Annotated in this window: 33 protein-coding genes and 1 riboswitch; of the genes, 13 read left to right on the forward strand and 20 right to left on the reverse strand. The window is 66.5% G+C overall.

Annotation, left to right across the window (positions count from 1 at the left end):
• Position 1: 1 nt before the first annotated feature.
• Positions 2-1,162, forward strand: a complete 1,161-nt coding sequence (locus BT115_RS16705) for a hypothetical protein (RefSeq protein ID WP_072323778.1) — start codon at positions 2-4, stop codon at positions 1,160-1,162.
• A gap of 7 nt (positions 1,163-1,169) precedes the next feature.
• Here the strand turns inward: BT115_RS16705 and BT115_RS16710 are convergent, their stop codons facing one another.
• From BT115_RS16710 to BT115_RS16720, 3 genes are read right to left on the reverse strand one after another with little or no spacing between them, the layout of a single operon-like run.
• Positions 1,170-2,426, reverse strand: a complete 1,257-nt coding sequence (locus tag BT115_RS16710; protein ID WP_072323779.1) for a heme biosynthesis protein HemY — start codon at positions 2,424-2,426, stop codon at positions 1,170-1,172.
• The gene (locus tag BT115_RS16715) at positions 2,423-3,589 is read right to left on the reverse strand and encodes a uroporphyrinogen-III C-methyltransferase (protein ID WP_083527563.1); all 1,167 of its coding nucleotides are present in this window, start codon (positions 3,587-3,589) and stop codon (positions 2,423-2,425) included. The genes BT115_RS16710 and BT115_RS16715 overlap by 4 nt, the downstream gene beginning before the upstream one ends.
• Before the next feature lie 57 nt (positions 3,590-3,646).
• On the reverse strand, positions 3,647-4,417 hold the full coding sequence (locus BT115_RS16720) for a uroporphyrinogen-III synthase (protein ID WP_072323780.1): 771 nt from the start codon (positions 4,415-4,417) through the stop codon (positions 3,647-3,649).
• A 122-nt stretch (positions 4,418-4,539) separates the two neighbouring features.
• On the opposite strand from BT115_RS16720, the gene BT115_RS16725 reads away from it, so the two are divergent.
• The 3 genes from BT115_RS16725 to BT115_RS16735 are packed head-to-tail and all read left to right on the forward strand — an operon-like array spanning position 4,540 to position 5,936.
• Positions 4,540-5,001, forward strand: a complete 462-nt coding sequence (locus BT115_RS16725) for a YiiD C-terminal domain-containing protein (RefSeq protein WP_072323781.1) — start codon at positions 4,540-4,542, stop codon at positions 4,999-5,001.
• Between the two features lie 29 nt (positions 5,002-5,030).
• Positions 5,031-5,444 carry a hypothetical protein gene (locus BT115_RS16730; protein ID WP_072323782.1) on the forward strand — a complete coding sequence of 138 codons (414 nt, stop codon included), beginning with the start codon at positions 5,031-5,033 and terminating at the stop codon, positions 5,442-5,444.
• 45 nt (positions 5,445-5,489) lie between these two features.
• A complete protein-coding gene (locus BT115_RS16735; protein WP_072323783.1) occupies positions 5,490-5,936 on the forward strand; it encodes a rhodanese-like domain-containing protein in 447 nt (148 codons plus the stop codon).
• A gap of 7 nt (positions 5,937-5,943) precedes the next feature.
• Here the strand turns inward: BT115_RS16735 and BT115_RS16740 are convergent, their stop codons facing one another.
• The gene (locus BT115_RS16740; RefSeq protein ID WP_072324018.1) at positions 5,944-6,999 is read right to left on the reverse strand and encodes a 2Fe-2S iron-sulfur cluster-binding protein; all 1,056 of its coding nucleotides are present in this window, start codon (positions 6,997-6,999) and stop codon (positions 5,944-5,946) included.
• A gap of 48 nt (positions 7,000-7,047) precedes the next feature.
• On the opposite strand from BT115_RS16740, the gene BT115_RS16745 reads away from it, so the two are divergent.
• The 6 genes from BT115_RS16745 (at position 7,048) to BT115_RS16770 (ending at position 12,227) form a co-directional block, all read left to right on the forward strand.
• Positions 7,048-7,500, forward strand: a complete 453-nt coding sequence (locus tag BT115_RS16745) for a hotdog fold thioesterase (protein WP_072323784.1) — start codon at positions 7,048-7,050, stop codon at positions 7,498-7,500.
• Positions 7,497-8,444: a serine/threonine protein kinase gene (locus tag BT115_RS16750; protein WP_072323785.1), complete on the forward strand. Its 948-nt coding sequence runs from the start codon at positions 7,497-7,499 to the stop codon at positions 8,442-8,444. Before BT115_RS16745 ends, BT115_RS16750 begins: the two co-directional genes overlap by 4 nt.
• 33 nt (positions 8,445-8,477) lie before the next feature.
• Positions 8,478-8,921, forward strand: coding sequence for a hypothetical protein (locus BT115_RS16755; protein ID WP_072323786.1), 444 nt, complete (start codon positions 8,478-8,480; stop codon positions 8,919-8,921).
• Between the two features lie 19 nt (positions 8,922-8,940).
• On the forward strand, positions 8,941-10,110 hold the full coding sequence (locus BT115_RS16760) for a class I SAM-dependent rRNA methyltransferase (protein ID WP_072323787.1): 1,170 nt from the start codon (positions 8,941-8,943) through the stop codon (positions 10,108-10,110).
• 47 nt (positions 10,111-10,157) lie between these two features.
• Complete coding sequence (locus BT115_RS16765; protein ID WP_072323788.1) at positions 10,158-11,240, forward strand: DNA topoisomerase IB; 1,083 nt, start codon at positions 10,158-10,160, stop codon at positions 11,238-11,240.
• Between the two features lie 90 nt (positions 11,241-11,330).
• Entirely contained in the window at positions 11,331-12,227 is an 897-nt protein-coding gene (locus BT115_RS16770; protein WP_072323789.1) for a hypothetical protein, read from the forward strand.
• 214 nt (positions 12,228-12,441) lie between these two features.
• Here BT115_RS16770 and pnuC read toward each other — a convergent pair whose 3' ends face one another.
• From pnuC to BT115_RS16820, 10 genes are all read right to left on the reverse strand, one after another.
• Positions 12,442-13,014, reverse strand: a complete 573-nt coding sequence (pnuC, locus tag BT115_RS16775) for a nicotinamide riboside transporter PnuC (RefSeq protein WP_072324019.1) — start codon at positions 13,012-13,014, stop codon at positions 12,442-12,444.
• 1 nt (position 13,015) lies between these two features.
• Positions 13,016-15,196 (reverse strand): TonB-dependent siderophore receptor, encoded by a 2,181-nt coding sequence (locus BT115_RS16780; RefSeq protein ID WP_143144612.1) that lies wholly within the window; start codon positions 15,194-15,196, stop codon positions 13,016-13,018.
• 58 nt (positions 15,197-15,254) lie between these two features.
• Positions 15,255-15,351, reverse strand: a riboswitch (TPP riboswitch).
• Between the two features lie 17 nt (positions 15,352-15,368).
• Positions 15,369-16,505 (reverse strand): phosphotransferase enzyme family protein, encoded by a 1,137-nt coding sequence (locus BT115_RS16785; RefSeq protein ID WP_072323791.1) that lies wholly within the window; start codon positions 16,503-16,505, stop codon positions 15,369-15,371.
• Between the two features lie 54 nt (positions 16,506-16,559).
• Positions 16,560-17,294: an HvfC/BufC N-terminal domain-containing protein gene (locus tag BT115_RS16790; RefSeq protein WP_072323792.1), complete on the reverse strand. Its 735-nt coding sequence runs from the start codon at positions 17,292-17,294 to the stop codon at positions 16,560-16,562.
• Positions 17,291-18,127 (reverse strand): MNIO family bufferin maturase, encoded by an 837-nt coding sequence (locus BT115_RS16795; RefSeq protein WP_072323793.1) that lies wholly within the window; start codon positions 18,125-18,127, stop codon positions 17,291-17,293. The genes BT115_RS16790 and BT115_RS16795 overlap by 4 nt, the downstream gene beginning before the upstream one ends.
• Positions 18,128-18,179: 52 nt before the next feature.
• The gene (locus BT115_RS16800; protein WP_072323794.1) at positions 18,180-18,449 is read right to left on the reverse strand and encodes a BufA2 family periplasmic bufferin-type metallophore; all 270 of its coding nucleotides are present in this window, start codon (positions 18,447-18,449) and stop codon (positions 18,180-18,182) included.
• 89 nt (positions 18,450-18,538) lie between these two features.
• Positions 18,539-19,006, reverse strand: coding sequence for a DoxX family protein (locus BT115_RS16805; protein ID WP_072323795.1), 468 nt, complete (start codon positions 19,004-19,006; stop codon positions 18,539-18,541).
• Positions 19,000-19,752 (reverse strand): HvfC/BufC N-terminal domain-containing protein, encoded by a 753-nt coding sequence (locus tag BT115_RS16810; protein ID WP_072323796.1) that lies wholly within the window; start codon positions 19,750-19,752, stop codon positions 19,000-19,002. The genes BT115_RS16805 and BT115_RS16810 overlap by 7 nt, the downstream gene beginning before the upstream one ends.
• Complete coding sequence (locus tag BT115_RS16815; RefSeq protein WP_072323797.1) at positions 19,749-20,582, reverse strand: MNIO family bufferin maturase; 834 nt, start codon at positions 20,580-20,582, stop codon at positions 19,749-19,751. The genes BT115_RS16810 and BT115_RS16815 overlap by 4 nt, the downstream gene beginning before the upstream one ends.
• Before the next feature lie 6 nt (positions 20,583-20,588).
• On the reverse strand, positions 20,589-20,864 hold the full coding sequence (locus tag BT115_RS16820; RefSeq protein WP_072323798.1) for a BufA1 family periplasmic bufferin-type metallophore: 276 nt from the start codon (positions 20,862-20,864) through the stop codon (positions 20,589-20,591).
• 240 nt (positions 20,865-21,104) lie between these two features.
• Here BT115_RS16820 and BT115_RS16825 point away from each other — a divergent pair, with 240 nt between their 5' ends.
• From BT115_RS16825 to BT115_RS16835, 3 genes are all read left to right on the forward strand, one after another.
• The gene (locus BT115_RS16825; RefSeq protein WP_218184779.1) at positions 21,105-21,710 is read left to right on the forward strand and encodes a sigma-70 family RNA polymerase sigma factor; all 606 of its coding nucleotides are present in this window, start codon (positions 21,105-21,107) and stop codon (positions 21,708-21,710) included.
• Positions 21,707-22,348, forward strand: coding sequence for a DUF1109 domain-containing protein (locus BT115_RS16830; RefSeq protein ID WP_072323800.1), 642 nt, complete (start codon positions 21,707-21,709; stop codon positions 22,346-22,348). Before BT115_RS16825 ends, BT115_RS16830 begins: the two co-directional genes overlap by 4 nt.
• A gap of 209 nt (positions 22,349-22,557) precedes the next feature.
• On the forward strand, positions 22,558-23,496 hold the full coding sequence (locus BT115_RS16835; RefSeq protein ID WP_177257439.1) for an MASE1 domain-containing protein: 939 nt from the start codon (positions 22,558-22,560) through the stop codon (positions 23,494-23,496).
• Positions 23,497-23,545: 49 nt separating this feature from the next.
• Here the strand turns inward: BT115_RS16835 and BT115_RS16840 are convergent, their stop codons facing one another.
• From BT115_RS16840 to BT115_RS16865, 6 genes are all read right to left on the reverse strand, one after another.
• A complete protein-coding gene (locus tag BT115_RS16840) occupies positions 23,546-23,992 on the reverse strand; it encodes a hypothetical protein (RefSeq protein WP_072323802.1) in 447 nt (148 codons plus the stop codon).
• Between the two features lie 173 nt (positions 23,993-24,165).
• Entirely contained in the window at positions 24,166-24,465 is a 300-nt protein-coding gene (locus tag BT115_RS16845) for a hypothetical protein (protein WP_072323803.1), read from the reverse strand.
• Positions 24,462-24,788, reverse strand: a complete 327-nt coding sequence (locus BT115_RS16850; RefSeq protein WP_072323804.1) for a hypothetical protein — start codon at positions 24,786-24,788, stop codon at positions 24,462-24,464. The genes BT115_RS16845 and BT115_RS16850 overlap by 4 nt, the downstream gene beginning before the upstream one ends.
• A gap of 11 nt (positions 24,789-24,799) precedes the next feature.
• The gene (locus BT115_RS16855; protein ID WP_072323805.1) at positions 24,800-25,204 is read right to left on the reverse strand and encodes a hypothetical protein; all 405 of its coding nucleotides are present in this window, start codon (positions 25,202-25,204) and stop codon (positions 24,800-24,802) included.
• Positions 25,205-25,208: 4 nt separating this feature from the next.
• A complete protein-coding gene (locus BT115_RS16860) occupies positions 25,209-25,607 on the reverse strand; it encodes a hypothetical protein (RefSeq protein WP_072323806.1) in 399 nt (132 codons plus the stop codon).
• Positions 25,607-25,867, reverse strand: a complete 261-nt coding sequence (locus tag BT115_RS16865; protein ID WP_072323807.1) for a hypothetical protein — start codon at positions 25,865-25,867, stop codon at positions 25,607-25,609. The genes BT115_RS16860 and BT115_RS16865 overlap by 1 nt, the downstream gene beginning before the upstream one ends.
• Between the last annotated feature and the right edge of the window lie 101 nt (positions 25,868-25,968).

Here is a 25,968-nt window from a genome sequence, read left to right on the forward strand (position 1 = left end):
CATGACCTCGCCCTTCGAAGCGCTCGGCCTTCCGGAGCACGCGGATCTCGTCGCGGTGCGTCGCGCGTACGCCACGGCGTTGCGCCGGATCGATCCGGCCGTCGATCCCGAGGCGTTTGCACAGCTGCGTGACGCCTACGAGGCCGCGCGTCGTGCCTGCGAGTCGGAGCAGGTCACCGAGACGGCGGCCGAGGTGGATACGCCAGCCCCACCGAGCGAGGCGGTGGAGGAAAAGGCAGCGGAAGCCGACCTCGAAACGGCGGCACCGACAGGCGAGGAAACGCCGCCGCCACGTGTGGACCCGACGGTCACGCTGGCGTGGCGTTTCGCGGCGGACGTCGGCGCACGTCGGCCGGAAACCATTCCGCATCTGCTTGGCGAGGTGCTCGCGGAGCTACGCACGCAATACATCGACGCGCCGGGCGTATTCGAGGAGTACCTGATCGACCTGATCGGTCTGCAGCGCATCGGCCACCGCGCTGCCGTGTTCGCCGCGGCGGAGCAGCAGTTTCATTGGCACGAGGTTGGGCGTCTCGCCTCGCTGGGTCAACGCGGCCAGTGGATCGAGGTGGTGATGGCGCAGCGCGAAGCCTGGTTGAGCCTGGCGGAGGACAGGCGGCGCGAATGGCTGGCCCTGTTCGAACGCGCCGAGGCACACATGGACACCTCGCTCGTCCGGCACTGGCCCGAGATCCGCAAGCTCAACGAACGTTTTCCCGGCTGGCTGAGCCTGCACGTCTCGGGCGAAACGCTGCAGGCGTGGCGTACCGCATACGAGGCCCAACCCACCGCCACGCGCGACATGTACGAAAAGCTGGCGCCGACGGAGCAGGCCTACCTGCCCGCCCATCTCGCGGCGGCGAGAGAGAAGGCCAACAGCCGGCGTTCGTCCCGCGCGGTCGCGTTCTTCCTGCTCGCTCTCTTCGTCGGCATCGTGCACCTCATCGGCAACCTCCACTCCTCCGGCTACTCGCTGGCGTTGCCGACATCGGCACCTCTGCCGGATACGCCGCGCCAGTGCGCGGAGCTCTATGCCGCACTGGATCGACCGGATGCCTTCGCCGCCAAATCCGACGACGAGATCGGCCTGCTCAAGAGCCGCGCCAACGCGTGCGCCCGGCGAGGCCACTGGCACGCGCCGACAGCGGCCGGGACGCCCTGAGCCATCGCTAAGGCGAGAGGCGCGGCACGCCGTGCTGGTCGCGTTCTTCCACCGCAGTAACGCGGGTATCGATGCGACGGCTGCGCAGCTCTTCCGGCAGGGGCTCGGCGGCGTTGCCGTTGGCGACGCTCAGTGCGTTGCGATAGCAGCGCTGAGCAAGTTCCAGATGGCCTTCGGCGGCGTTGACGTCGCCAAGCGCTTCCCATGCATCGGCCATCGGCGCAATCGCCAGCGCACGTTCCAGATACGGGCGAGCCTTGCCCCATAGCTTCACGCGCACGCACATGCGGGCGACGGCGGTAAGCAGCACCGGATCGTTGGGATGCGTGTCGAGCCAGGCTTCCGCACGACGCAGGCGCTGGTCGATGTCTTCCACCCCCATGCTTCCGTAGGTGGCGACGAGCGGCGGGGACCACTCGCGACGCAGCGCGGATTCGATTTCGTCCATCGCGGCCATGGTCTGCCCGTAACGCGCGGCCTGCCGGGCGTACGCGTCGATGGCGACCGAAAGGCGGCGTTGACCTTTAGGCAACTGCGACCACAACGTGGCGAGCGACGCGCCATCGGGAGCGCTGCTCACGTACGCCGTGACGACACGGGATTCGATGTCGGCATAGACGCGCGCACCCAGTTCGCCACTCTTCTGCAGCGGTTCGAGCGCACGCAAGGCACTGCGCGGATCGTTCGAGGCCAGCGAGGCCTCCGCGAATTCCAGCCAGCCTGCCGGTGTGAGCGACCCGGTTCCCGCTTCCGGCGCCAGCAGGGCAGCGGCTTCACTGGCACGACCGGTGCGGCGAAGCAGGCGGGCACGAAGAATCCGCGCGGCGTGCGGCGTCTCCTGCGCTGCCTGGTCAAGAGTTTCCAGTGCGCGCGCGGTGTCTTCGCGTCGCTCAGCCGCCTCGGCGGCAGCGAGCAACGCAGGTCCACGCAACGTCGGGTACCGGGCGGCGCGTTGCAGGTCACGCTCGGCGCTGCCGAGACGGCCTTCCACGAGCGCAACGAGCCCGTCGGCAAGGCGACGACGGCTCTGCCGGCGGTGACGGCGCGTCATGGCGCCGAACGGCCAGCGGATGAGCGCGACCAGGGCGGTAATGGCGGCCCATGCCACGACCAGCAGCACGACGGCGGTGACCACCGTCATCTGCACGTTCGTGCCGCGCAACCGGATGAGCACGTAGCCCGGATCTTCCGCGACCCAGTGCCACGCGAACGCGGCGATCACGGCGACCAGGATGAGACCGACGATCCAACGCCACGGCTTCATGGACGAGCCTCGGGCGTCGCGCCGGTGCTGGACGCCGCCGCGGGGGCTGCCGGCGACGCAGAGGACGCCGGTGTGCCCGCGGCCGTGCCGCTATGCAAGGCATGCACGGAACGCAGATTGCGCAGTTCGGACAGCGCGCCGCCAAGCGCAGGCTTGGCGCCCTTCGCCCGGCTCGCCAGCAAGGCGGCGACGCGCGAACGCGCGGTCTGCACGTCGGAGGACGACGTATCGAAACGCGCAGCAAGCGATGCGTCCACACGTTTCAAAGCGCGCTCGCGCGCCTCGTCGTCGTAGGCGAGCACCGCCGCCTCGGCTTGCGCCACATCGAGCGCAGCCAGTTCCCGCGCGATCCGCGCGTCGGCAAGGCCGCCCGGCGTACCGTCGTCGTGGCTGACCCGAACGATGCTGCCGAGCGCGGCGCCGGCACGCTGCCAGAAGCCCGGCTGAGCAGCTTCTTCGGTCGTCGCGTCATCGCGCTTCAACGGCAGGCCCGGGATCTGGGCGCGGAGGTCGGCAAGCGTGGCGAGATCGGTGGCGCGGGCCGCCGGCGCGACGGCCGCCAGGGCCTCGCGCTCGGCCGACACGTCCTGACGAACGGCGGCAAACGCACTGTCGTTCACCGCCGCCAGCGCCTTGTCGGCAAGCTCATAGGCAGCGAGTGCGCCACTGGCGTCGTTGAACAGGGCAAAGCGCTCCTTGCCCATCCGCAGCAGCGATTCGGCTTCGTCGAGCAGCATCGCGTCGTGGCCGGTCAGGCTGCGCTCCGACAGGTTCGCCACGGCATCCTCGAGGTTGCGCGCGCGCTCCGACACACCGAGCACTTCCTCGCGCACCGAGCGATTCACGGCGTCGGCATCGCCGAGGCGGCGCCGCAGGTTCGCGTTCTCGTCGCGCATGCCATTGACGGTGGCCTGCAGCGTGTCCACCTGGCCGCGCAGGCCATTGGCCGCACCGAGGTCCTGGCGCATGTTCCAGACGGTCCAGCCGGTGTATCCAGCCGCACCCAGGGCGGCCAGCGACAACAGGATGGCGATCGCCAGGGCGCCACCGTGGCCTCGCGGAGGGCGAGTCGTCGGCGGGCGCTGCGGGTTGGCGGGCGTGGGCGCGGCGGCCGGGGCCGGCGTCGCCGGAGCGGAATCGGTCGTTGGGGTCTCGGTCGTCATGAGCGGCATGCTAACAGGCCATACGCGAACGCATGGCGTATTAGCGTTGCAAGCCGGTCAACGCGAGGTAAACGAGAGCGCGGAAGCCGCCCTCAGCAGGTCCGACGGCAGGGCCGATGTCGCCACCGCCACTCGCCGAAACCCCGCCTCGACGGCGATGTCGCGCAAGCGCTCGCTGCTGACCACCGCCACGGCCTGAACGAGCTTGCGCCAGGCCGGAGCGACCAAGGCGCGGCGTAGGTGTTCGAGTGCCTCGGCGCTGGAAATCAGCACCGCCGACCGCCGCCCCAGCTTGAGCAGTGGATCGATGTGGCGCCGGTCGATCCGAGGGGCTACGCGGTGATACACATGAATCTCTTCGAGCGATGCGCCGCGCAGGGCAAGCTGCTCGCGCAGCAGCCCTCGCCCGCCCGGCGCCCCGACGAGAGCCACGCGCTTGCCCTGCAGATCCGCCAGTTCCGGCAGGCCGAGCACCCCCTCGCTGTTCTGCGACGACTCCGGAAAGTGCGCGTCGGGAACGTTGGCCGTGCGCAGGGCGCGGGCCGTTCCCCGGCCGACGGCGATCACGGCGGCGCGGGTCGCCAGCGGCAGGACGTCCGCGGCAAAGCGCACGGCGGCGGGGCTGGTGAAGATGACGATGTCGCCATCGAGTGCGCGACGCAGCGCGACGCCCACGGCCGAGGCGTCCTCCGTCGCGCGAAGCGAAAGACCCGGCACGCTGATCGGAATGCCGCCGAGCTTGCGGACGCGCCGCGCCAGCGGCCCGGCGGTGCCGGCGGGGCGGGTGATGACAACCGAAACGTTACGAAGGGGAAGGGAGCGAGACACTTCAAGGCATCCTGCGAGTGACGGTGCAGCATAGGAACCCCGCGTCGCCGCCACCAATGCCGAAGGTTGGGACAGCCATACGGATGCGAACGGGCGTATCGCGCCCGTAGACTTCGCCGCTTATGACCACGATTCACGCCCTGGCCGACCTCGAGCGGTTCATCCTCGACGGTATCCCCCTCGCCCGCGCCATGGACCTGCGCATCGCCGACTTCGACGGCGACCGCCTCACCATGACCGCGCCGCTGTCGCCCAACATCAACGACAAGGGCTGCGCGTTCGGCGGCAGCCTCGCCAGCCTGATGACGCTCGCTTGCTGGGCCCTGGTGGAGGCGCGACTGCGCCTGCGCGGCGACGATTGCGACGTGTTCGTCGCCGATTCCACCGTGCGCTATCTCGCGCCGGTCTGGGACGATCTTCGCGCGGAGGCCACGCTCGCCCCGGGCGCCGACTGGCAACCGTTTTTCGCGACGCTGGACGCGCGCGGCAAGGCCCGTGGCGACTTCGCCTGCGTCGTGCCCGGCCCCGACGGCAAGCCGCTGGCGAGCCTGGATGCGCGCTTCGTCGCGAAACGCCGGGCATAATGCCGCCCGACACCCCTAGAGGAGCCGCCATGCGCCCGCTCGCCCTGCCCGCCCTTGCTCTTGCCTTCGCCGCCCTCGTGGGATGCGCCACCGACAAGCGCAACGAGGCGCTCAACCGGACGCTGATGAACTACGCCGGTGCCATCCGCTGGGGCGACTTCACCAGCGCCCAGTCCTTCATCGACAAGGACTACCTCGCGGAGCACCCGATCAGCTCGGTCGAACAGGGTCGCCTGCAGCAGTTGCGCGTGACCGGCTACGACGAAGGCGGCGGCCCGCGGCCGGACGGCGAGGACGACGTGATCCAGATCGTGCAGATCAACGTGGTGAACATCAACACGCAGGCCGAGCGCAGCGTGATCGACCGTCAGCGCTGGCACTACGACCGCGAGAAAGGCAAGTGGACCCTGATGACCGGCCTGCCGGACTTCTCGCCGCACTAAGCCTATATAATTGGCCGTTTATCCCTTTGGGACGCGGAAGATCCGATGAACGACATCATGCAGAAGCTGCCCGCCTTCGCGAGCAACCACACCGCGCTGGTCGCGGCGTTCGTGGTGATCCTCATCGCGCTGATCGCGGGCGAGGTGGGCCGTTTGTTGCGCAAGTGGAAGCCGCTCACGCCGGCCGGCCTCACCCAGCTCATCAACCGCGACACGCCGCTCATCATCGACCTCTCCGCCAGCGCGGATTACGAGAAGGCGCACGTGCCGGGTGCGAAGAACGTGGCGATGAGCCAGTTCGACCCGGAGACGCAGAAAGACCTCTCCAAGGCGAAGGACCTGCCCGTGGTGCTGGTCGACAAGGACGGCCGCGGCGTCGGCAAGGCAGCCAACCGCCTCATCAAGGCCGGTTTCACCAAGGTCTTCGTGCTCGATGGCGGCACCTACGCCTGGCAGACCGCTCAGTTGCCCGTGGCGAAGGGCAAGAAGTAACGCCGACTCAGAGGCCGTGGATGCCGGCCCGGCCGCGCAGGATCGCGGCCAGTACGTCGGGCGCCACGTCGAACGAATCGAAGTAGAGCCGATCCTCCGGCAACCCCGCCGCGACGAAGCGCTCGCGCCCCGCGGCGATCATCGCCGGGGGGCCGCTCATGTAGAGATCGAATCCGGACAGATCCGGATAGTCCGCCAGCACGGCCTCGTGGACCAGACCTTCGCGCAGGCCGCTGTCGCGTGCGGCTTCGGGGTCCGACAGCACCGGTACGAAGTCGATCCACGCGCTTTCTTCGGTCCAGCGCCGCGCGAGGTGGATGAGGTAGAGGTCGGCCACGTTTCGCGCACCCCAGTACACGTGCATCGGACGCCGGGTGCCCAAGGCGATGAAGTGCTCGACGATCGCCTTGACCGGGGCGAAGCCCGTGCCTCCGGCAACGAAGAGCATCGGTCGCTCGGAATCTTCACGCGGCACGAACGTGCCCAGCGGCGCCTCGATGGTCAGGCGATCGCCCACGTGCAGCGACTCGTACACCCATGAGGTGAAGCCGCCACCCGGCACGTGGCGCACATGCAGCTCGATGCGGCCGTCCGGCCGCGGGCCGCTGGCGATGGAGAACGGCCGGTGCCGGCCGTCGTCGAGGATCACGTCGAGGTATTGCCCGGGGAGCCAGTTCAGGCGATCCCCTGCCAACGGCCGCAGCCACACACCGACGACGTCCGGCGCCAGGGCGCGGCGCTCCACGACTTCGGTCTCCACGCGGCGATGCGGGATGTCTTCCACCGAGGCGATCTCGCGCGCCTGGATGGCGATGTCTCCGCAGGGCACGGCCTGGCAAAGCAGGATGGCGTGGTGCGCGCGCGCCGAGGCCGAGAGTGCGACGGGCGGGTTGCGCGGATAGCTGCACTCGCCTTCTACAAGCGTGGCCTTGCAACTGCCGCAGACGCCGCCGCGGCATGAATACGGCAGGGCGATGCCCGCACGCTGGGCGGCTTCGAGCACGGTCTCGTCGGCGGCTGCGTCGAATCGCTTGCCGGACGCTGTCAGGGTTACGGTGGGCACCGGCCCATTGTAGGACAATGGCGGCTTGTCCCACAGGAAAGGCGCGGCATGGCGATCTGGAAGCAACCCACCGACCTCGACCGGATCAATGGTTGGAGCCGCGGCACGATGATGGAAACGCTCGGCATCCACTTCATCGGCATCGGCGACGACTGGCTGCGCGGCACGATGCCCGTCGACCACCGCACGCAGCAGCCGTTCGGCCTGCTCCACGGGGGCGCCTCGGTGGTGCTGGCGGAAACGCTGGGCAGCACCGCCTCGCTGCTGACGCTCGACGTTGACAAGCAGGTAGCCGTGGGGCTCGACATCAACGCCAACCATGTCCGCGGCGTGCGCGGAGGTGTCGTGACCGGCACGGCCAAGGCGCTGCATCTCGGTCGCACGACGCAGGTGTGGGAGATCCGCATCGAAGAGGAAACCGGCAAGCTGGTGTGTCTTTCCCGCCTGACCATGGCCGTGATTGCGTCACCGGGCGGCGCGCCGGGGAACCTGCGCGCGTGAGCGCTGCCGCGCCCTACGCAGCCTTGTCGCCCGATGTCGTGCTTGCCGCCGTGGATGCAGCAGGCTCGTGGAGCGACGGTCGCCTGCTGGCCCTGAACAGCTACGAGAATCGCGTGTTCCAGGTCGGTCTCGAAGACGGTGGTTTCGTGGTGGCGAAGTTCTATCGCCCTGGCCGGTGGTCCGACGCTGCGATTGCGGAGGAGCACGCTTTCGCGCTCGAACTGGCGGCCGTGGAATTGCCGATGGTCGCACCGCTCGTCATCGACGGACAGACGCTGTTGCGCCACGAGGGATATCGCTACGCGCTCTACCCGCGCCGTGGCGGCCGCGCGCCCTCGCTGGAATCGCGCGATCAGCTCGAATGGCTGGGGCGCCTTCTCGCCCGCATTCACGCCGTAGGTTCGCGCGAGCGTTTCGTAGCGCGCGCCACGCTCGACCGCGCGACGATGATCCAGGCGCCCATGCGCGCGGCGTTGGGTTCGGATCTGTTGCCGGCGCACTTGTTCGACGCTTATCGCCACGCCGCCGGCCGCGTGGACGATGCCGTGGCGCAGCGCTTCGAGGCGGTCGGACCGGTACGCCAGCTCCGCCTGCATGGCGATTGCCATCCGGGCAACGTGCTGTGGACGGATGCCGGCCCGCATTTCGTGGATCTGGACGACGCCCGCACCGGTCCCGCCGTACAGGATCTCTGGATGCTGGCAGGCGACGAACCGATGATGGACGCGCTGCTCGAAGGCTACGGCCAGTTCCGCGACTTCGACCCCGGCGAACTCGCCCTCATTCCCGCCCTGCGCGCGATGCGCCAGGTACATTACGCCGGCTGGATCGCGGAGCGCTGGCACGATCCCGCGTTCCCCGCCGCCTTCCCGTTCGCCGCCGAAGCGCGCTGGTGGGAACAACACATCGCCGATCTCCACGAGATCGCCGACGACCTGTTCTGATCCACCGCCGCGCCAGCCTCACCAGGAGACTCCATGCATTCGTTCTTCACCCGCGTCATTGCCGTGTTCGAGATCGCCGGCGGGCTGTTCGGCCTCGTGCATCAGTTCGATCGTTTGCTCGCCGGTCATTTCAGCGGTATCGACGCGATCGTGGCCGTGCTGGGCGTGCTGGTGTTCGGTTTCATCCTCGTAGCCGGCATCCTGCTCGCGAGCAACGACGGGCGCGGTACGTCGATGTCCATCTGGGCACAGTTCCTCCAGGCGCCGTTGATTGCAACGCCGGTGTTCAGTTATGCGCTGTCGAGCGGCGCCTTTGCCAACCTGTCGCTCACCCTGCAGCGTTCGCCGCGCTTGGGTTTCGACTGGGCCATCGCCGAGCATGGCTGGCTCCTCGCGATCGCCGGGCCGTCCTCGGCGCACCTCGGCATCAACCTGCTCGCGCTGGTGTCGTGGCTCGTGCTGCGCTTCGGTCGCTGAGCCCCGGTATCATTCGCCGATGACTATCCCCGCACTCCCCACCATCCGCCTGAAATCCGACCGCGTGCCGGGCCACCCCTGGGTCTGGTCGGCCCAGGTCGTGAAGCCCGACGAGCGGCTGCCGCCCGGTAGCGTCGTGGAGGTCCTGGATGCGAAGGGACGCTTCGTCGGCCGTGGCTTCTGGAACGGCCATGCTCGCGTGGCACTGCGCCTACTGACTACGCGTCAGGACGAGGCCATCGACGATGCCTGGATCGCCGCGCGACTGACCCGCGCCGTGGAACTCCGCCGCGACCTGCTCCGCCTCGACGCCGCGAGCGATGCGTGGCGCGTGGTGCACAGCGAAGGCGACGGCCTCTCCGGCCTGGTGGTGGACCGTTACGCGAATCACCTCGTGGTCGAATACTTCGCCGCAGGCATGTGGCGCTTCCGCGACACGATCCACGCCGAACTGCTCCGCCATTTCCCGGGTGCGTCGCTGTACTGGTTCGCGGAGCAGCACGTGCAGCGCCAGGAATCCTTCGACGTGCGCTCCAACGACGCGCCCGCCGCGGTGGACGTTCACGAACACGGGCTCGCCTTCCACGCCGCTCCTGGCCTGGGTCACAAGACCGGATTCTTCGCCGACCAGCGCGACAACCGCCAGCGCTTCGCCGAACTCGCACGCGGCCGGCGTGTGCTCGACCTCTGCTGCAATGCCGGCGGGTTCGCCGTGCACGCGATGAAAGCCGGCGCCCTCGAAGCTACGGGTGTGGACGCGGACGCCGCCATCCTGGAAGTGGCGCGTGAGAACGCACGCATGAACGGCGTCGTCGCGCAATTCGAGCAAGGTGACGTCTTCGAATGGCTGCGCGCCGCGATTGCCCGGGGCGATCGCTGGGATGCCATCGTCCTCGACCCGCCCAAGCTCACCCGCGACCGCAACCAGGTCGTGAACGCGCTGAAGAAGTACTTCGCCATGAACCGCACCGCGCTCGACGTCCTGGCGCCGGGCGGCATCCTGCTGACCTGCTCCTGCACGGGCCTGGTCGGCGAAGACGATTTCCTGGAGATGATCCGCCGCGTGGCGCTGAACGCCGGTCGCGATATGCAGGTGCTTCACGTGGCCGGCGCCGGTGCCGACCATCCGGTCGCGAGCAACGTGCCCGAGAACCGTTACCTCAAGGCGGTGTTCTGCCGCGTCGGCTGACGAAGCGTTCACCCGGCCTTGATCGGCCGACAGAACATAGTGCCGGCATGTCCAGGAAACCTCCGGCCGACGCCCTCGTGGTGGCAAGTGTGGAACGAGCCCACGCCAAAGCGGCGGGCCTCGTGTACGTGTGCGACACCGACCCCGGCATCACCCGCTGCAAACGCGGCCAATCGTTCCGATATGTCGATCCGGACGGCCGCGCCGTCAGCGACCCGGACCTGTTGCAGCGCATCCGTTCACTGGCGATCCCGCCCGCCTACTCGCGCGTGTGGATCTGCCCCAACGAGCGCGGACATCTGCAAGCCACCGGACGCGATGCCCGTGGCCGCAAGCAGTACCGTTATCACGCGCGCTGGCGCGCGAAGCGCGACCAGGGCAAGTTCGAGCGCATCGTGGAATTCGGCGAAGCGCTGCCCCGGCTGCGCCGACGCTTGCGCAAGGATCTCGCCCTGCCCGGCCTGCCGCGCGAGAAAGTCCTCGCCCTCGTCGTGAGCCTGCTGGAAGAAACGATGATCCGCGTCGGCAACGACGCCTACGCCAAGCAGAACAACTCCTATGGCCTGACGACACTGCGGTCTCGGCACGTTGCCATGCGCAAGGGCCGTATCCATTTCCACTTTCGCGGCAAGAGCGGAATGTGGCGCGACGTGGCTTTGGACGATCGCCGCTTGGTCAAGGTCGTGCGCCGCGTGCAGGAACTGCCGGGGCAGCGACTGTTCCAGTACATCGACGACGACGGGCAGCCCCAGCCGGTGGATTCCGGCATGGTCAACGATTACCTGCGCGAGGTCACCGGCGGCGAGTTCACCGCGAAGGACTTCCGTACCTGGGGCGGCACGGTGCATGCGGTGGCGGTACTCGCTGCCACGGCACTGCCGGAAGAAGGCGGCGAGCGAGCAACGAAGTCACTTTTGGCGGCCGCCGTGAAGGAAGTGGCCGCGGTGTTGGGAAACACGCCCGCGGTATGCCGAGCGTCGTATATCCACCCCGAGGTCTTTGCCGGTTGGCAGGAAGGCAAGCTGCACCGCTGCGTGCCTCAAACGGGCTTGCGTTACCCGCGGAAATTGGAAGCAGCCACCCTGTCTTTTCTGCGCCGACGCCTTCGTGCAACGAAGCGCTCCCGTTGAATCGCATGGATGGCTATAGTGCGTGACACGGGGTTCGCGTTCGATGATTCAGGGGCTGTGACGATGTGGCGGTGGAAGGCGGTTCCCCTCATGCTTGGCCTGTGGGCAGGCACGGTTGCGCAGGCGCAGGAGGTCGGCAACGGCTCGCCGGGCGCCATGCCCGACATGACGGAGCACCGCGGCGTGGTGGACGACACCTGGATCGTCGCGCCCAAGCGCCTGCCCGGCGCGACCCTCGCTGGCGTAAAGAACTACGCCGACGAAGGCGATATCGCCGCTGGCGTGTCCCTGCGCTACCGCATCGACAACGCGCAATGGATCATCGCCGATGTGTTCATTTATCCCGCAGGCGAAGGTGACAGTGCCGCGATGCTTCGCCGCGCCGCCGAGGATTTTCGCGAATCGGTCGCCTATGCCGAACGCCAGCAGATCTATCGCAACGTCTGGTGGGGCGACGAAAGCGCCTACACGGCCACGCTACCGGGTGGCCGTACCGTCGAGGGCCGTGTTCTGCCGATCGTGTTCGATGCGCAGCAGGACATGCTCGCGTCGCGCGCGTACCTGTTCTATCGCAAGCTTTACTTCGTGAAGATCCGCCTCAGCACAACGGTGGACGCGGTGGAATCGCTCGCCGACGATGCCGACAGCTTCATCGCCAACCTGCTCGGCGGCGTCGATATCGTGAGCGTGGGCACCTGCGGTCGGCGCATGGATCTCGTGATGGTGCCACCCGGACAGACGCCGCCGCCCGACCTGAAGGACGGGGCAAGCAGCGACGGGTATCGCGTGTTGCTCAGGGGCGGAAAGCCCGGCACGCCGGCCTACGCAGCCCAACTGGCTAAGACCATGACACTGGCAGCGAAGCGGCAACGCGCCAGCGGTTGTACGTTGCTGGACTACCATCCGCCGTTAGAGGACGACACGCGTGCCGTGTTGCACCTGTCGTTCGGTCCCGAGGACTGGGGCACGTCGCCCAAAAGCCCCTGACGACAAACGAAGAACGGCCGGGGCGCGTCCCACGCCCCGGCCGTTGCCGTTCACTGGTTGGTGCACAGGGCTCAAATCCTTGAGCCAGCCATGCCAACCTGCGGCGACCCGTGCATGATGCGCGAGTTCGCCGTTTCGGCACATGGAAGATTTCTGAAAAATCCCGCTATCGATACCTGCATGGCTATCGGCGCAGCCCGCGGGCGGTGAATTTCTAGGTAGTGCTTGCGGGCGAGGCCTGCGCGTCGCGCCACGCCCGCCATCCCATCGCCGCGAGGACCACGAAGCCCGCGTACAGCGCGGCCGTGACCGGCAACGACTTGTACGCGTACTCGCCCACGTAGATCACGTCCACGACGATCCACAACCACCATGCCGCCGCGTGACGTCGTGCCTGCCACCACTGTGCGACCAGACTGAATGCTGTCAGTGCGGCATCCAGCCAGGGCAGCGATGCATCGGTATAGCGATGCATCGCATACCCGAGAGCCAGCGCGGCAGCCGTGCCGATCGCGAGGTGCCGACCGGCGTCCCTCGGGTCCAGCGCAGCGACTCTGACGTGGCCGCAGCTATCCAGGTTGCGTAGCCAGCGGTGCCATCCGTAGAGGATCAGCACCGCGAAGATCACCTGCAGCAGCGTGTCCGAGTACAGCTTGGCGTCGATGAAGATCCACGCGTACGCGATGACCGAGACCAGCCCCACAGGCCAGGACCACGGGCTGCGCCGGGCGGTCAGCCACACCGCCGCCGCGCTGACGATCGCGGCGGCTACCTCGAAGAGCGACAGTTCAAAAGGCATAGGTCATCGACAGGCGGGCGAGCCGCGGCATGCCAGGGAAGAGATAGCTGTCGCCGCCCGAGCTGCCCGTATCGCGCCAGTAGAAGTGATTGAAGACGTTGTCCACACTGAGCCGCCAGGTCATCGCGTGGCCGCGCAGGCTCGTGGCGAAACGCAGGCCCGCATCGAACACGTGATACGCCGGCACGCGTGTCGCACCATCCGGCGTCGCGACGTTCGTACTGGCGTAACGCCAACCACCGAGCACAGCCCATCCCGGTGCGAACGGCAGGCTGTAGTCGGCATAGACTGCCGTGCGCCAGCGCGGCACGTTGACGACCTGGTGGTCTTCGTAGGTCGGTGCACCGGTGTTCTCTGCGCGGGCACGAATGAAGTTCGCGCTAGCGGTGAGGCGCAGGTTATCGGTCACACGTCCCGCAAGATTGACCTCAAGCCCGGTGTGCACCTCTTCGCCCTGCTGCACGAAGGTGAAGGCTTCCGGTGTGTCGCTGGGACGCGCGAACTGATACGGCTGACGGATACGGTAGACGGCGGCCTGGAGATCGAGACGGTCGCTGACCGCGTACTTCACGCCTGCCTCGACCTGCCGCGAATGCAACGGCGGCAGCGTGGTTCCACCGTTGGAGGTCCAATAGGGTGCTTCCCGCCCGAGCGAGAGCCCTTCGCCGTAGCTCACGTATGTGGTCAGCGCAGACACCGGCTGCCACAGCACGGCGGCCTGCGGCAGCGACATGCTGTCCCGCGTCTTCCGTTCGAGGGCGCCGCTGCTGTCGTAGGCGCGCTCGTCGAGACGGACGAACCGCGTACCGGCAAGTACCTGCCAGGTGTCGCCGAGATGGATACGGTCGATGGCGAACAACGTGCGTTGCCAGCTCGTCAGGCGACGCACCGACGGGCCGGGCTCGTTCGGCGAGGGATCGAAGACGGGTACGACGCGGTCATTGATGTTTGCGGTACCGACGTAGTCGTACACGTCGGCGCGCTGATCGACCGTGCGGCGGAACGCGGTAGCGCCCACGTTGAGTTCATGGTCCACCGAACCCGTGGCGAAGCTGCCGGTGAGCACGGCACGCACTTCGTCGTTCTGCCGCGTGTCGTCCGGGCTGCGGTAGTCGTAGACGTCGTAGTCGCCGTTCGGAGAAAAGAAGTAGCCGGGCGTCGCGCCGGATGCGCACGACGCGGCATAGAAACAGCCGTAGGCGAAGGCCACGTTATCGTCGATGACGGTATGGCTGTGACCCGCAGAGAGTTGCGCATTCCAGTTGTCGCTGAAGCGGTAGTTGAAGCGCAGCGAGCTGTTGCTCGAATGGATCCCGACAGGGCGCGCCCACGGCTGGTAACCGAGCAGACGCGTGCGGCTGGCATGCGAGGGAATGGTGGTGCCGCCGAGTAGCTGATAACCGGACACCGAACGCTGCCCGCTGGTCTGGTAATCGGTATCGAGCAGCAGCGTCGCCTTGTCGGTGATCTTCCAGTCCGCGGCGATCGAGACGAAGCTGCGTCGACCGTTGGTGTGTTCGACGGACGAATGCGTTTTCTCGTTCGCAGCGTTGACACGCAGGCCGAACGACTTCGAGAACCATGTGCCTAGATCGAGCGCCTCATACGAGGAGCCGTGCGAATCGGTGCCGACCGTCAGTTCGCGCACCTCGGCCGGACGCTTGCTCACGTAGTTCACCAGACCGCCCGGCTCGACGACACCCGCTTCCAGGCCGCCAAGGCCCTTCAGCACTTCCACGCGCTCCTTGCCTTCGAGAGCGAGCAGCTGTTCCGCCGACATGATCATGCCGTTGAAGCGGAAGCCGGTCGCGAGATCCAGCGGAAAACCGCGGACGGCAACGTCCTGGTAGTAGCCCACCGGCGCGTAGTTGTCGTTGATGGCCGCGTCGCCGCGGACCAGTTCGCTCAGGGTCCGCGGCTGGCGGTCGTCGATCTGCGCGCGGGTGATGACGGTGATGGCCGCGGGCGTGTCATGCAGCGGTGCGCTACCGAAGCTGCCGAACGTATCCAGTTGGGAGTCGGCGGCACGGTAGCTGTTCGAGGTGGTCGCATGAACGTCCACAGCCGGCAGCGTGCGTGCCTGCTGCGGTTTCGTATCGTCATCGGTCGCGTGCGCGGACGCGGCAAGCGAGAGAAGGGCCAGGGCGAGCGGAGTACGGTAAGGAGTCATCGTCGTCTTCATGGGTCCACGGACGAAGCGACGGCGGGCCGCGCCGAGCCCATGGCCCTGCGCGATCCTGCAAGCTCCCTACGCCGGTCCTAACCGGGTCAGGTTCCAAGGGACTCTCTCAGCCCGGCATTCGCCGGGCACCCCCGCTTCTAGAACGCCTATTGAACCACGATTATTGGCCGGCGTCGCGGATCGCTTTGAGGAACCCCTGCCCCTCGGCCCCGCCGAACCAGCCGGCATGGCCGATCAGAAAGGTGTAGTAGGCCACGTCGGCATGTTCGCGGCGACGCGTTATGCCCTCGAAGTACTCCACCTCGGACAGCGCAAAATCCAGATGCACCAGAGGGAGAACATCGGCAAGCGCGACGAGGTCGGACGGCGTCAACGGCCGGATCGCGCAATAGCCGCGAATCAGCGCGAGTGCCAGATCGTGTCGCGCGATGTGGCCTTTGTCGATGTCCAGCCAGGCGATCGCATTGCGTTCGATGGCGGTGGCGAGATCGAACAGCGCGAACGTACGGGCGGAAAGACCGAAGTCCAGCACATCGGTGATGGTGGCATCGTCCTCGTCGCCGCTCCAATACAGGTTGGAGACGTGCCAGTCGCCATGTGTCCAGAGTGGCGCTTGCGCCCGCGATGCCTGCGCCGCACGCGCCTGCCACGGCGCAATGGCCGCGTCGATCTCGTGCCGCCAGTCACGATCGGCAAGGTATTGCGCAAGCGCAGGCCGCATCGACCACTGCGCGGCGATCGCGTCGAGTGGATCATCCGACGAAAGCAGTTCCGCACGCGCGACGAGAATATCGGTGCTCCGCTGCGGCGCATCGAACGCGATCGCTGCGTCGTGCAGCCGCGCGAGCATGGCACCGGCTTCGAGCGCATGGCGCTCGCCACCGATCGGCGACCACGAGTACGCCTCGCGATAGACGTCCGTACCACGCGCGGGCTCTTGAGCTTCGTAGACCCACTGGTCGGTACCGATCACCGACTCGCCGTCCGCTCCGCGCAGGATGCGCGGCACAGGTACCCCGCGGGCGCGCACGGCATCGGAGAAACGATGTTCCTCGACCAACGTGCGTTCGTCGCGCACGCTGCGATGGTGTCGCTTGATGAACGCGCGGCCCTCCGTGGCGGTCACCAGCGCGGCAGCCGAAAGAGGCCTCGGGCTGCGCCAGTCGATGGAGCGCAGCGTGCCCAGCGATGGATGGCGCGCCAGCACCGTGACGACCTCGTCCACCGTCAACGGCGGCCAGTCGGGTTCCAGTTGGTCGCCGGCAAGGCCGTGCGCGAGGTGGGCGTCATCGATCATCGCGACAGTGTAGCGATGCGCGAGCGCGCCGACCGCATGTCGACCGTCCTGCGGTCAGTGGCGCAGGCTGCGCACCATGCCTTCGGCCGTCCACGCGCCCAGGCACCCGCCGGCGATACGCGCTACCTGGTCCTCGGGATGGAACTGCATGAGGAAGGTGCAGATCTCGCCGAAACTGGCGCCGGCCAGCGCAAGGTCGAGACATGTCGCCTCGTCCGAGGTCATGCTCGCGAACTGCGGCGACAAGCCATGCCGCCACACGCGCGCACCTACCCCACCTTCGACGATGGCTACCGGAGGCGGCGGCAACGCGTCGGCCAGGGCTCGCCAGATCGCCACGGCATTGCTTTGCGTGGTACGGAAACGCAGGGTCGGTACGAATTCGATCTCGACGCAATCCCAATCGTCGGCCGCGAGGTCGCGGACCGGCATGGCCTCCGCATCCGGACCGGAGAAGGCTTGGCGCAGGTGCCAGTCGAGCCAGGCCAGCTCGCCCACTTCGATGTCGGCCGGATAGGCATCCTCCAGCCAGGCAACGAACGCTTCGCCATAGGCGTCCAGCGTCCACGACGAGGGCGGATGTCGTTCGACATAGCGCGCGGCGTGAGCGTCGAAAGCATCGTCGCCAAGCCACAGCACCGTCTTCGCATAGGTATCGCGCAGGCACGCCACCAGTTGCGACCGGTAGTTGTTTACGTGGACAGCCATCCCACGTACGTCGACCGCGGCCGGCGCGTCTCCCTTTGCCAGGGCTGCGGCGAACGCCTTCTGCCAGTCGCCGAGATTCATGCGGCGCGACGAACGTCAGTGGTGATCGCTCGCGCATGCGCAAGCTCATCCAGCAGCTCATGCAGCGGCGGGATGTGATCGTCGCGCTCGATCATCACGGCCACGTCGCCAAGACGCTCGACGAAGCGCGCATACAACGCCCATACCGGATCGGGCACGGGCGCATCATGGGTATCGACAAGCATGTCGCGTCCCTGACTGTGGCCCGCGAGGTGGATCTGGCGTACGCGATCCAACGGCAGCCAACGAAGCCAGTCGTCCGGATCGAGGCCGTGATTGGTCGCGCTCACATAAATGTTGTTCACATCGAGCAGGAGATAGCAGCCGGTACGCGTACACAGCTCGCCGATGAAGGCGGCCTCCCCCATGCCATCCGCAAAATGCAGATAGGTCGAGGGATTTTCCAGCAGCAACGGACGACCCAGTGCATCCTGTGCGGCATGCACGTTGCTCGCCACGATATCCAGCGCCTGGCGCGTATACGGTAGCGGCAGCAGATCGTGCGAATTGAAACCATCGATGCCGGTCCAGCTCAGGTGATCCGACACCCAGATCGGCTCGATGCGATCGGCGAGGCGACGCAAGCGACGCAGGTAATCGGCATTCACGCGATCGGCGGAACCGATATTCATCGACACGCCATGCAGCGCGACGGGATAGCGCTCGCGAACACGGGTCAGCACGTCCAGCGGGCGGCCACCCTCGACCATGAAGTTTTCCGAGATCGCCTCGACGAAATCCACCGGCTGCTGCGTTTCGATGAACTCGGCGTAGTGCGGCACGCGCAAGCCCAGCCCGAATCCAGACAAAGGTGTTGGCGAGGGATGGGACATGCGGCGCTCCAGAGGAGAGACCCGACCGCCACCGGCGACCGGGCCGCGGTACTTACTTGGCCGGCGGGGTCGTGCTGCCGCCCTGAGCGGTGCATTCCTGCATGGACACGGCCTTGAAGCCCTGGCCCTTGCAATCATTCATGCCCTTGCACTGGTGGTTGCCGGATTTACAGTCGGACGTGCCCTTGCAGCTGTTGATGCCGTAACAATGCACCGTCTTGCCGGCGCCCTGCTCGGCGGCTTGTGCCGGGGCGGAAATCGCAGCGACCGAAACGGCGAAAACGGCGGCGGCAGCGGCGATGCTATGGGTAGCGGTTTGCATGGTCGTTCTCCAGGACGGGATGGATGCCGGGATGGCATGGACGAATTCGCTGCCGTAGTCGCGGAGGTTACAGCGGCATACGTTTTTTTTCAGCGGAGGTCCAGGACGCGGTCCAACGAGACACGCCCGGCGCCGCGCCCCATGAGGTACAGCAGGATCGCCGCCCAGGACAGATGCGTCGGCCAGGCGTCCGGATACACGAAAATCTCGATGATCGTCGTCATGCCCAACAGGACAAGGGCAGACAACCGCGTGGCGAGCCCAAGCACGAGCAGTATCGGCACGAAGGTTTCCACACCCGCCGACAGATGCGCGGCGATCTCCGGCGGCACCAGCGGCAGTCGGTACTCCGTGCGGAACAGCTCATACGTGCCTTCGGTGATCGTAAGAAACCCTTCGACCTTCGTGCGACCGGACTGGAAGAAGATGGCCGCGATGGAAAGGCGTGCGGTCAGGGCGAGCAGGTCGTGTCCGATCAGCCACTCGATTCGTTCGGCAAGCGCGTTCCAGCGACCGCGAAGGATGGGTGCCGTAGCGGCAGGGGTGACGGTCAGCATGGTTGGCTCCCTTGGGAATGAGCAAAGGCACCGGACCGCAGGAGTCCGGGGAGAATGAGATCAAGGCGAGCGCCCGGATGAGCCGAGTTGGCCGCCATCGTCGCTTCGCCCAGCGTCGCGCCGCTGGCGACGGCATCGAGGATGGCGAGGGAGGCGCTGTCGCCCGGCACGACATGCACATGGCCGGCCACACGCACCACGATGGCTTGCTCCGGCTGCCAGTGAAGGTCGGATCCGACCGGCACACCACGCCGACTGGCTTCCCAGATCGTGCGCACAGGCACCGCGGAATCGATCCACCGTGTGGCGGGATGGAGATTCAGGCGCTGGCTCACCAACACGTCCGGCGACAGCTCGGCCAGGCGATCGAGATTCAGCAGGGCTGCATCGGCCGCATCCCTGCTTTCCGAGCAGAGCCGATCCAGCCGGGCGATATCCACGAGATACGGGAGAACGGCAGCCGGCTCGAAGTGTGCGAGAAAGTTGGGAAAGCCCTCGCCGTAAAGTGCGAGCCGTGCATCGCATGGCGGCGCTTTGTCGACGTGAAGCGCCGCCGCTGCACGAAACCAGTCGTGCCCGACCAGGCACACCACGGCGGGGAAGTTGGCCTCCAGCGCATCGAGGCAGGCACGCATCACCGTGTTGCGGTAGATCGCGAAGGCCGGATGCATGGCGGGTGCGAAGTCGGTCAGCTCGGCGTGAAGCGCCTCGACGAAGGCACGCTGAAAATGCGCGAGGGTGGTCATGCCGCCTTCTCCTGCGCTGACAGCATGTCGTTCGCGCGCAGACATTCGCTCATCAGTTCGTCGAATGCCGGTACGTTGCCGTCGCGTTCGATCAGCGTGGGCACAGGCCCCATGCGTTGTAGAACATACCGATATAGCTCCCACACGGGCTCGGCGACCGCTGCGTCGTGCGAATCGACCAGCAGACCGCCGTCGAGCGACGCATCGACGCCATGTCCCGCCAGATGCACTTCCGTGACGGCTTGCAAGGGAAAGGCATCGAGATAGGCACGCGCACTCGTGCCGAGGTTATGCGCGCTGACATGGACGTTGTTGACGTCGAGAAGCAAACCGCATCCCGTGCGCCGAACCAGTTCGGCAAGAAAATCCGTTTCGCTCCACGCATGCCCGTCGATCGCAAGGTAATGCGACGGGTTCTCGATCGATATCCGCCGACCGAGCGCGTCCTGGCTGCGTGCCAGGTTATCTACGACGTGAGCGAGCGCGTCATGGGTGCGCGGAAAAGGAAGCAGGTCGGGGAGGTACGTGCCGCCCCATGCCGACCAGGCCAGGTGTTCCGACACCAGGGCCGGTTGGACACGATCGATCAGCTGGCGTAGCCGCCGCAGGTGTTCAGCATCCGGCGGCGACGCCCCCGCCAGCGAGAGCGACACTCCGTGCAGGGACACGGGGTGTCGCTCCGACAACGCATCCAGCATGGCGGGGGCCGGTCCGCCGTCCGCAAGGTAATTCTCAGGATGCACCTCGAACCACAGGCCCGGCAGGCTGGCATCCAGCGCGTCGCGAACATGCTGCGGTTTGAAGCCGAGACCGGCGGACAGCGGCGACATGAGGGCTCAGCCGACCTTGGTAAGCGAGCCGTGACCGTTCGGCGTGACGATTGATGTGCAGGTGCCGGCCGGGACGTTCTTCCACGCGTTCTTCTGGTAGTCGGCCTTGGCGGTGCCCGCGCAGGTCGTGCCGGGGCCCGCGGCGCAATCGTTCTGTCCGGCCTTGGCGACGCCCCAGCACTTTTCGACGGCGGGCTTCTTCGCGTCCTGATTGTCGGCATGGGCGACGCCGGCCACGAGGGCGGCGAGGGTGAGGGCAAGCGAGGCGGCGTGACGGTTCATACGGTGGCTCCTTCGGGTAACGGACAGTGTCCGGTTAGCCATCAGTTCGCCGCAGCGATGCCACGGGTTACACCTCAAACTTTTTTTCGCGCGCGCTGTAACCTGAGACCCGCCGCGCGCGAATGACGAAGCATGAATTCACGCGTGTCGACATGGCCCCCCGCCGTACCGGTCTGTCCGCCGCGCCGTGCTCCTATCCATCGAGGTGATTGCGATGTCACTCCCCGCACGGCCCGACACGTGTCGACAGACACCCGGCAGATGACCGCGGATACCGCGGACGAGCGCAGGGAGCGGGCCATGTCGGCGACGGAGACCGATCTGCGCGCCTGCTTCGTCGACGGGCTGAATGGCGATGCGGCTCGCTATCGCCGTTTTCTCGACGGCCTCTCGGGCCACTTGCGCGCTTACCTTCGTCGACGCCTGCCCCGCGCGCAGGCCGATGTGGAAGACATCCTGCAGGAGACCTTGCTGGCCGTGCACAATGCCCGCCACACGTATCGACCGGAACAGCCCTTGACTGCGTGGGTACACGCGATCGCACGCTACAAGCTGATGGATTTCTTCCGCGCCCATTCGCGCCGTGAAGCGCTGCACGAACCGTTCGAGGATGACGGCGGCCTGTTCGTGGCCTCCGACGTCGAGCCCGCGGATGCGCGGCGAGACGTCGGCGTGCTGCTCGACGCCCTTCCCGACCGCCATCGCCTGCCCATCCAACTCGTGAAGCTCGAGGGCCTCTCGGTCGCCGAGGCCGCCCTGCGCAGCGGCATGTCCGAATCCGCCGTGAAGGTCGGCGTGCATCGTGGCCTCAAGGCGCTGGCAGCGCGCATCCGGGGGCGCTCATGAAGACCGACGACCTCGTTGCTCTTCTTGCCACCCAGGCCCCGCCCGTGGATCGGCACGCCCCGGCACGCCGCTTCGCGCTGGCCTGGATCGCAGGTTTTGGCGCCGCGCTGCTATTGATGGTGCTGCTGCTGGGCGTGCGCCCGGATATCGCCGACGCCGTGCGCGTGCCCACGTTCTGGTTCCGCCTGGGATACGCCGCCACGATCGCCGCCGCCGCGCTCTGGGTCACCGCGCGGCTGGCCCGGCCCGGCGTGCGCGTGGGCGGCGCCTGGGCGGTACTCGCCGCGCCAGTAGCTGTCGGCTGGCTGGCCATGGGCTGGGTGCTGGCGCATGCCGCGCCGGAGGCGCAGTTGCCCTTGATCCTGGGTCATACGTGGCGTGTCTGTCCCATCCTTATCGCCACGCTCGCCATGCCGGCCTTGATCGCCATGCTATGGGCCGTACGCGGCATGGCCCCAGTACGCCCGCGTCTCGCCGGTGCCGCCGTGGGCTTGCTGGCCGGCGCGACGGGCACCGTGGCCTATTGCCTGCACTGCCCTGAAATGGCGCCGCCGTTCTGGTCGACCTGGTACCTGCTGGGCATGCTGATTCCCGCCGCCATCGGCGCCGCCGTGGGCCCCCGCGCACTGCGTTGGTAGGCGCCCTTAAAAACCGGGCCCTTATTCGGCAAATCGATCAAAACGCTCTCCATTCGATAGCAGAAGGGCCGCTATACCTTCAAACTACCTGCGCGGTCATGAGTCCGGCGACGTATTCCGGGTTGCAGGACCATGGTCGGTCGGCGGATGAAGTGCCTCGTCATCGTCGGCCTAATGTGTCAGGACGCATGAGACGTGGGGGCGCGAACGTGGGGAGACTAAACAGGGATCCGTTAGCTTGGGGGCGCTACGTTGCCGTCGCGGGCGCCTACGCCGCCTGCTACGAGCTGACGCGGTATTTCTCCTTCTCCCACTGGACGCTCACGGCAGGCCTGCGCCTCGCCTGCCTCTTTCTGGTGCCCAAGCGTTTCTGGCCCGCGTTGGCCGTGGGTGAAGCGCTGCCGATCGCCGAGATGGCCGCCCTGCATGCGCGCCAATTCGGCATCACGTGGGCCGTGCTCGCATCGATTCCTCCCATGATCTTTTGCATGCCCATCGTAGGATTGCTGCGTGCACGGTCGTCACTGCGTCGGCCAGACGGGCAGATCAACATGGCGATGCTGATGTTCGCCACGCTTGCATGCGCACTCGTCACCACGCTCGACAACTCCCTGGTGCTGTCCACGGTAGTCATGGCTGACGGTTCGGCAGCGCCCTCCGCCACCGCGCCGATCTTCCTGGCCTGGCTGCTGGGTGCTTACCTGGGTGCGCTCACCATCACCCCGACGATCATGGCGCTGCGCGAACGCGCACTCGCGATGGGGCGCAAGAGGGTCACGTGGCAGGCATGGTGGCGCAGTCCGCTGACCCGCGACACGCTTTTCATCGCCGTGCCGATCCTCGCCTTGCTGCTGGGCGTGGCTTCGCAGGTCGACGGCGGCGCATTGCAGGCTACACGTATCGCCATGGCTGCACCCGTATTGGCGCTGACCTGGCGACACGGTTGGCATGGCAGTGCGCTCGGCGGCATGCTCGCCAGCATCGGCATGGCCTCCACATCGTTCCGACTGCAGGATCCCGCCATGATCCAGGCGCAGACGGTGCTGGCATTTGTGCTGTCCACTTCGCTGCTGTTCGGCGTTCGCGTCGCGCGTCGGATGTCGAAGCGCGCGTTGGCGGAAGCACCTGCGGGCGCCCAGCACCGCTGAGGGAAAACCCCTGCCTGTCTCCCTCCAGCGGCTTTCCGCCCGCGGGGGCCTACTGGGCGCGCGTCGTGCATTCCACCGGGTTCGTGCAATCGCCGCCCACGGCTCTCAGTTGCATCGTGCCATCCGGCTGAGGCGAGACGAACACTTTGACCGAGTTGTCCTGGTAGACCGTTTCACCCGACGTGCTGGCCGATGCCGGCATCGGTTCATCCGGGGTAGCCAATCGTGACGCATCCACACCGACGGGCAGGCCGACCAGCGAATAGGTCGTGCGCGCGAACGCGCCACGCACGTTGCCATTGGCATCGTTGACCTGGATATATCGGGTGCCGCCGCGCTGGAAGACGTAGACGTGATAGTTCGGGCTGCTGCTGACGTCGGTGGCATTGGGCCAGGCCTGGCCGAGGCCGGACAACGCACTTTGTGCCTGCGCCGCGCCGACGCACAGCGAGAGCGTGACGAACGAGGCGAGTAATGGACGGACGTAGGTACGCATGATGGTGAGTCCTCAAGGTGAATAAGGCAGTCTGAACGCACGTTGCGCCAGTTCTGCACCGGTCTTTGGCCGGTGCGGCCACTTTCACGCATCTGCCCCGAAGGAATTGTCGGCCATGCCGAATACGCACATATGTATGCCGCACGGCCGATGGCAGTACCGGCTGCGCCTCGTCAGGCAGCGGGATCGGGCGCCGCGGGGCGCTGGCGAAAGCTCTTCACGGCCCAGCGCAGCAGCAGCACGGCCGACCCAAGATTGAGCATCGCCTCAGGCGGCCAGGTCACCGGATGGGACGGGTGAAAGCTGGTGAATGCCGACCACAAGGCAACGACATTCACCATCGCGCCGCACAGGATGAGCGCGAGGCATATGCGTGGCCAACGCCCCCGCGCCCTATCCGTTACCAACCACACGGCGCTGGCGGCCATGACACAACACGCGATCAGGTTCACGAATAGCAATCCGACGATCATTTGCGCACTCCCTTGAAAATGGTCCCCAACAATCGGTTCGCCGCGGCTTCGGCATAACCGTCGAGGATCCTCTGCACAAGGATGGTCACCTTCAGACCAAAGGCCCCGACGAGAAACGACACCGCGGCCTGCAGGTCCAGATCGGCCTCCGGCATGTAATGCTTTTTGATCGCGGGGGCGAGGAATACCGCAAGCAAGGTGCTGCATACCACGCGAACGATGGCCCGCTTCTGCGAACTGCCCGTGTAGATCGCCACGGGGATGATCGCCCCGCCGATGGCTGCCATGAGCAGCCACAGGTTTTCAATGCCTTCCATGCTCATGGCCGTACCCCTCACGGCTCGATCGCTCGATGTAGAAGAGCCGACCAAGGCACCGCCGACCGGGTGAACGACATCCGCACCATATCGGAAGAGTCGGGCGTGATCATGACTTCACCAGGATAGAGTCGGGCGCAGAAAGCGCCCCCGTTCTGGGGCACCTTGAATCGATAGACGGTCGTCGACTGCTCGACGTCGAGCAGCAATCCGTCAATGCTGCAGTTGGCGGGTTCGCCAAAGTGAAGCGAGATGGCTTGCGCACCAATCTTCGTCTGCACACGTGTGCGCTTGCCGTCTTCGGTGCGCATGACGCCCGACCATTGCCCATCGATGGTCAACGACGACGCCGCAGCCACGCAACTGGTCGCAACGAGGAACGTTGCCATGAGAAGGGAGGAGATTTTCGAGATTGCCGACATGGTGTCACTCCTTGATGGGGAAAGTTGAAAGTGCATCCGTTTCGGTGGGGGAATGGGCGCCAGCCCAAGCGTCGGTGATGCGCGGTCGTGCATGGGAACCGTCAATGTGCAGGATGGGCTGCCAGTCATCGTCATGACGGCAGACGATACGAACACGATGCAATGGTCGCCGGAACCAGAAGATGCCGCGGCGTCCCAGTCGCAGGCGCGCATCCTCACATTGGCGTTTCGGGTTCCAGCGATAGTCGATACAACAGGTGAATTCGACGGACAGCTCGGCCACCCGCGGCATGGATGCCGTTGTCACGCCGTAAGCCATGTGCCCGGCACGCAGTCCACGCTCGGCATCGCAAAGCGAGCGAACCAGCGAACGCATGACGTCGCTCAGCCAGTAGCTGGCCATCAGGCGTCGCCGAGCCAGGCGGGTTTGCGCGGAAACCCGACGTGGTAGCAGATCCACTGCAACACTACCTGGTGCTCGCCGATACGCACGATCGTGAAGCTCTTCTCCAGGCCGACGATGGTTCCCTTGGGTGAACCGGTAAGGCAGCGATTCAATAGCTCTTTCGCTTCCTCTACCTGCTCCTCGGTGCTCATCTGACTCGGATTGTTGCTGCCGACGACGATGCGTTTGACGTATTTGACATCGGAGAGATCGAACATCGTTATTCCATGCTCTGGTCATGGCGCCACGAGGGCGCCATGACCGCCGTGTCGCACACGGCTTGGGGAGGGGGACAAACGAGGTCGCTGAATGCGACCGT

It is taken from the genome of Luteibacter sp. UNCMF366Tsu5.1, from assembly GCF_900119235.1.
Taxonomy (GTDB): Bacteria; Pseudomonadota; Gammaproteobacteria; order Xanthomonadales; family Rhodanobacteraceae; genus Luteibacter; species Luteibacter flocculans.

What these genes read in the sequence shown, in the direction of transcription:
- BT115_RS16705 (WP_072323778.1), top strand. Translation starts at nt 2, where the DNA reads ATGACCTCGCCCTTCGAAGCGCTCGGCCTTCCGGAGCACGCGGATCTC.
- BT115_RS16830 (WP_072323800.1), top strand. Translation starts at nt 21,707, where the DNA reads ATGAAGACCGACGACCTCGTTGCTCTTCTTGCCACCCAGGCCCCGCCC.
- BT115_RS16810 (WP_072323796.1), bottom strand. Translation starts at nt 19,752, where the DNA reads ATGACCACCCTCGCGCATTTTCAGCGTGCCTTCGTCGAGGCGCTTCAC.
- BT115_RS16865 (WP_072323807.1), bottom strand. Translation starts at nt 25,867, where the DNA reads ATGTTCGATCTCTCCGATGTCAAATACGTCAAACGCATCGTCGTCGGC.
- BT115_RS16855 (WP_072323805.1), bottom strand. Translation starts at nt 25,204, where the DNA reads ATGTCGGCAATCTCGAAAATCTCCTCCCTTCTCATGGCAACGTTCCTC.
- BT115_RS16745 (WP_072323784.1), top strand. Translation starts at nt 7,048, where the DNA reads ATGGCGATCTGGAAGCAACCCACCGACCTCGACCGGATCAATGGTTGG.
- BT115_RS16735 (WP_072323783.1), top strand. Translation starts at nt 5,490, where the DNA reads ATGAACGACATCATGCAGAAGCTGCCCGCCTTCGCGAGCAACCACACC.
- BT115_RS16850 (WP_072323804.1), bottom strand. Translation starts at nt 24,788, where the DNA reads ATGAGCATGGAAGGCATTGAAAACCTGTGGCTGCTCATGGCAGCCATC.
- BT115_RS16730 (WP_072323782.1), top strand. Translation starts at nt 5,031, where the DNA reads ATGCGCCCGCTCGCCCTGCCCGCCCTTGCTCTTGCCTTCGCCGCCCTC.
- BT115_RS16785 (WP_072323791.1), bottom strand. Translation starts at nt 16,505, where the DNA reads ATGATCGATGACGCCCACCTCGCGCACGGCCTTGCCGGCGACCAACTG.
- BT115_RS16795 (WP_072323793.1), bottom strand. Translation starts at nt 18,127, where the DNA reads ATGTCCCATCCCTCGCCAACACCTTTGTCTGGATTCGGGCTGGGCTTG.
- BT115_RS16845 (WP_072323803.1), bottom strand. Translation starts at nt 24,465, where the DNA reads ATGATCGTCGGATTGCTATTCGTGAACCTGATCGCGTGTTGTGTCATG.
- BT115_RS16820 (WP_072323798.1), bottom strand. Translation starts at nt 20,864, where the DNA reads ATGAACCGTCACGCCGCCTCGCTTGCCCTCACCCTCGCCGCCCTCGTG.
- BT115_RS16805 (WP_072323795.1), bottom strand. Translation starts at nt 19,006, where the DNA reads ATGCTGACCGTCACCCCTGCCGCTACGGCACCCATCCTTCGCGGTCGC.
- BT115_RS16760 (WP_072323787.1), top strand. Translation starts at nt 8,941, where the DNA reads ATGACTATCCCCGCACTCCCCACCATCCGCCTGAAATCCGACCGCGTG.
- BT115_RS16755 (WP_072323786.1), top strand. Translation starts at nt 8,478, where the DNA reads ATGCATTCGTTCTTCACCCGCGTCATTGCCGTGTTCGAGATCGCCGGC.
- BT115_RS16780 (WP_143144612.1), bottom strand. Translation starts at nt 15,196, where the DNA reads ATGACTCCTTACCGTACTCCGCTCGCCCTGGCCCTTCTCTCGCTTGCC.
- BT115_RS16725 (WP_072323781.1), top strand. Translation starts at nt 4,540, where the DNA reads ATGACCACGATTCACGCCCTGGCCGACCTCGAGCGGTTCATCCTCGAC.
- BT115_RS16710 (WP_072323779.1), bottom strand. Translation starts at nt 2,426, where the DNA reads ATGAAGCCGTGGCGTTGGATCGTCGGTCTCATCCTGGTCGCCGTGATC.
- BT115_RS16840 (WP_072323802.1), bottom strand. Translation starts at nt 23,992, where the DNA reads ATGCGTACCTACGTCCGTCCATTACTCGCCTCGTTCGTCACGCTCTCG.
- BT115_RS16800 (WP_072323794.1), bottom strand. Translation starts at nt 18,449, where the DNA reads ATGCAAACCGCTACCCATAGCATCGCCGCTGCCGCCGCCGTTTTCGCC.
- BT115_RS16790 (WP_072323792.1), bottom strand. Translation starts at nt 17,294, where the DNA reads ATGAATCTCGGCGACTGGCAGAAGGCGTTCGCCGCAGCCCTGGCAAAG.
- BT115_RS16715 (WP_083527563.1), bottom strand. Translation starts at nt 3,589, where the DNA reads ATGACGACCGAGACCCCAACGACCGATTCCGCTCCGGCGACGCCGGCC.
- BT115_RS16770 (WP_072323789.1), top strand. Translation starts at nt 11,331, where the DNA reads ATGCTTGGCCTGTGGGCAGGCACGGTTGCGCAGGCGCAGGAGGTCGGC.
- BT115_RS16860 (WP_072323806.1), bottom strand. Translation starts at nt 25,607, where the DNA reads ATGGCCAGCTACTGGCTGAGCGACGTCATGCGTTCGCTGGTTCGCTCG.
- BT115_RS16815 (WP_072323797.1), bottom strand. Translation starts at nt 20,582, where the DNA reads ATGTCGCCGCTGTCCGCCGGTCTCGGCTTCAAACCGCAGCATGTTCGC.
- BT115_RS16765 (WP_072323788.1), top strand. Translation starts at nt 10,158, where the DNA reads ATGTCCAGGAAACCTCCGGCCGACGCCCTCGTGGTGGCAAGTGTGGAA.